Origin of the sequence: Rhodoblastus sp. (assembly GCF_041915505.1) — a bacterium.
GTDB lineage: Bacteria > Pseudomonadota > Alphaproteobacteria > Rhizobiales > Beijerinckiaceae > Rhodoblastus.
In genome coordinates, this window is the sequence record NZ_JAYSBG010000468.1 from 1 (window position 1) to 2,278 (window position 2,278).

General features: G+C 66.6%; 4 protein-coding genes. 1 reads left to right on the top strand and 3 read right to left on the bottom strand.

What is annotated here, in order from left to right; translation table 11 throughout:
- Positions 1-116: 116 nt before the first annotated feature.
- The gene (locus tag ACE3S9_RS18715; protein ID WP_374547983.1) at positions 117-884 is read left to right on the top strand and encodes an SGNH/GDSL hydrolase family protein; all 768 of its coding nucleotides are present in this window, start codon (positions 117-119) and stop codon (positions 882-884) included.
- Positions 885-890: 6 nt separating this feature from the next.
- Here the strand turns inward: ACE3S9_RS18715 and ACE3S9_RS18720 are convergent, their stop codons facing one another.
- The 3 genes from ACE3S9_RS18720 to mobA all read right to left on the bottom strand — a co-directional run bounded on the left by ACE3S9_RS18720 (position 891) and on the right by mobA (position 2,114).
- On the bottom strand, positions 891-1,136 hold the full coding sequence (locus ACE3S9_RS18720; RefSeq protein WP_374547985.1) for a PsiF family protein: 246 nt from the start codon (positions 1,134-1,136) through the stop codon (positions 891-893).
- 118 nt (positions 1,137-1,254) lie between these two features.
- Positions 1,255-1,479 (bottom strand): sulfurtransferase TusA family protein, encoded by a 225-nt coding sequence (locus ACE3S9_RS18725; protein WP_374547987.1) that lies wholly within the window; start codon positions 1,477-1,479, stop codon positions 1,255-1,257.
- The gene (mobA, locus tag ACE3S9_RS18730; RefSeq protein ID WP_374547988.1) at positions 1,476-2,114 is read right to left on the bottom strand and encodes a molybdenum cofactor guanylyltransferase MobA; all 639 of its coding nucleotides are present in this window, start codon (positions 2,112-2,114) and stop codon (positions 1,476-1,478) included. The genes ACE3S9_RS18725 and mobA overlap by 4 nt, the downstream gene beginning before the upstream one ends.
- Positions 2,115-2,278 lie beyond the last annotated feature (164 nt).

Below are 2,278 nucleotides of genomic sequence, written 5' to 3' on the forward strand. Positions count from 1 at the left end.
TAACGCAATTCGATCTTAGCCGAGAGGCGCGATTGACCTCAGGCGGCGCTGCGGGCAGAGTCATGCTCTCGCGCAGCCCGCGCGGATGCCGTGACGAGATGAGAAGACCGTTTGTAGTGCTTGCCGCTTCACTCTGCCTGGGACTGGCTCTGCCGCTGGTCTTTCCGGGCAAGCAGGCTGCGCGCCGCTTTCAGGTCGCCAGTGAGGACGTCTGCCGCGGCGCCGCCAGCCTGCCCGCGAAAATCGGCGCCCTGCCGCAATTCTTCAAGGCGATCCGCGAAGAGGGCCGCGTCCGGATCGTCGCCATCGGCTCGTCTTCGACCGAAGGCATCGGCGCCAGTTCGCCGTCGGCGAATTATCCGTCGCAATTGCGCGACATGCTCGAACAGGCCTTGCCGGCCGAATCGGTCGAGGTGGTCAATCTGGGCATCGGCGGCGAAAGGGCCGCGCAGACGGTCGAACGCATCCGCACGGAAATCCCCCGGCTCGGCGCCGACCTCGTGCTGTGGCAGGTGGGCACCAATGACGGGATCGGCGGCGTTCCGCCCGCGCAATATGCGGCTACGCTCCGCGACGCCTTGCGCTTCCTGAAGCAGGGAGAAGCCGACGTCCTGCTGATCGGCATGCAATGGTCGCGCAAGCTGGCGGCCAATCCGAATTATCTGGCGATTCGCGACGTAACGGCCCGGGTGGCCCGTGAAGAAGGCGTCACGCTGGTGTCCCGCTACGAGGCGATGCGGCAATTGGGCGATGCGACCGGGCGCGAGGATTTCACCGGCCCGGACCATCTGCACATGAACGACAAAGGCTATCGTTGCCTCGCCGAACAGATCGCCGCCACCCTTTCGCACGGCGTGGATTCAAAGGTGGCGGGCCGGCTCTGAGGCCGCTCAGCTCTTCTTGCAGGTGCTCATGAACTGCTTGCGCGGCTTGCCGTGCAGGTTCTGGCTGTCGGCCTGTTTCGAACATTCCAGCGATTTCGCCGAACGCGGCTTGGCGGGGGCCTTGGCGGCGGGAGCGGCTGGCGCGGCGGCGGGGGCAGCGGCGGCCGGAGCAGCCGGGGCGGCGGGATCGGCATAAGCGGCGCCGGAAAAAGCGAGGAACGACGCGAGAAGGATGGATTGGGTCAGTTTCATGGAGTCCTCCGGCGCCTCGTCGGGCGCAGTGCATTGGCGCGTTCGCGGCGCGCCTGGCGATGCTAGCTCTCCTCTCAGGCGCCGTATTCTCCGTAATAGCCCGGAGTAAGGTCCATGCTCAGGCGCCGGCTTTCCGGATCAGGAAGAGCAGCGCCTCGCCCGCGCGGTCCTGCCGCTCGAGAATATCGCCCGTCTCGCGCACGAGATTGGGCACGTCGATTGCGCTGAGCGGATCGGTGCAGGCGATTTCGATGCATTCGCCCGGCGCGAGCCCGGCCAGAACCTTGCGCGTCTTCAGGACGGGCAGCGGGCATTTCAGTCCGCGCAGGTCGAGCGTTTTCACGGGGCGCGCCTCAACAGTTCTTCGGCCAATGCGAGATCGTCGGGCGTGTTGACGTTGAAAAACGGGTCGCGCGGCGCGGTCGGCCATTCGACGACCGAAAGATCGTGGTCGCGCTGGAACTGGCCCACGCCGCGCAGGTCCTGTTCCAGCAAGGCGCGGCGAAGCGCCTCGCGCAGCGTCAGCGGCCACAGCGCGATGACGGGATGAACGCGTCCGCCCGAGGACGCGCAGGCGAGCCCCGAACGGCTTTCGCGCGCCGCGGTCAGCAGGCGCTCCGCCAGATCATCCGGCAAGAAAGGGCAGTCGCAGGGCAGGCTGAGCACGAATTCGACCTGCGGGCAATAAGCGGCGGCAAATTCGAGGCCGCCGAGCACGCCGGCGAGCGGGCCCAGCCGGCCGGGCGCGGCGTCCGGCGCGACCGGGAGGCCGAGATCGGCGAAAGGCGCGGCGGTTTCCGGCGCCGAATCGTGCAGGTTCAGCGCCACCGCGCCGCATTGCGCGCGCGCGGTGTCCGTGATGCGGTCGATCAGCCGTTGTCCAGACAGCGTCAGCAGCGGTTTGGCGCGGCCTTCCATGCGACTGGCGAGCCCGCCCGCGAGGATCAGGCCCAGGACATTTCCGCACGGCTCAGTCATGTCGTTCGACGCAGGCCGATTGCATTGGCTGGAAATTACGTATAAAGATATGTTTATATCCTTCTGGACCGATCATGGCCTCAAGCCCCGCCCGCCTTCACGACGCACTGGCCTGTCTCGCCGCCATAGGCGAGGAATCGCGCCTGCGTCTCTATGCGCTTTTA

Coding starts and splice junctions, on each gene's coding strand:
- ACE3S9_RS18720 (WP_374547985.1), bottom strand. CDS start 1,136: ATGAAACTGACCCAATCCATCCTTCTCGCGTCGTTCCTCGCTTTTTCC.
- mobA (WP_374547988.1), bottom strand. CDS start 2,114: ATGACTGAGCCGTGCGGAAATGTCCTGGGCCTGATCCTCGCGGGCGGG.